General features: G+C 48.1%; 1 protein-coding gene. It reads right to left on the reverse strand.

All coding sequences use genetic code 11. The features are described from left to right. Positions 1–778: alanine--tRNA ligase-related protein (locus A3750_RS20815; protein ID WP_231871907.1), on the reverse strand; the 778-nt coding region annotated here is incomplete at both ends.

Below are 778 nucleotides of genomic sequence, written 5' to 3' on the forward strand. Positions count from 1 at the left end.
TGCAGAAACACTCTCAAGATTTGACCTCACATACTCTTCAGCACCAAGCCCTGTAACCGCCTCTATTCTGCGAACGCCCGACGAGATTCCTCCCTCCGAGAGGATAATAAATTGACCGATATCTCCTGTCCTTTGAACATGGGTTCCTCCGCACAATTCAACAGAAAACGACTTTTGACCCATCGATAGCACACGAACCTCATCTCCGTATTTCTCACCGAACAACGCCATAGCCCCCATGTCTCTCGCACTTTCCATGTCTGTCAACGTCGTAAGGACAGGCGTATTCATTCGGATCTCATGGTTCACAATCCGTTCTAATTCAGTAATTTGATCCTTGGAAACTGCTTCATAATGGGCAAAATCAAAGCGCAATCGTTCATCGTTTACCAAAGATCCCTTTTGAACAACATGCTCTCCCAAGACCTTCCGTAAAGCCGCATGTAAGAGGTGCGTTGCCGAATGATTGAGGGCTGTCGCATCGCGAACAGCTTTGTCTACAATGCACGACACCGAATCTCCTTGATCGAAAGAACCTGCGACAACGCGACCAATGTGCAGAAACTGCTTACCCTGCTTTTGCGTATCTTCTACGCGAAACTGAGAATCACCACATGTAATTAGGCCTGTGTCGCCAGCCTGCCCACCTGACTCAGCATAAAATGGCGTAACATCAAGCACTAACGCACCTTGCTGACCCACGCTAAGTGACTCAGACTGCCCTTCAATTAAGGTCACGATGACTTTGCTTTCACCCTGCAACTGCTCATAGCCAACA

This window comes from Oleiphilus sp. HI0079 (genome assembly GCF_001635105.1).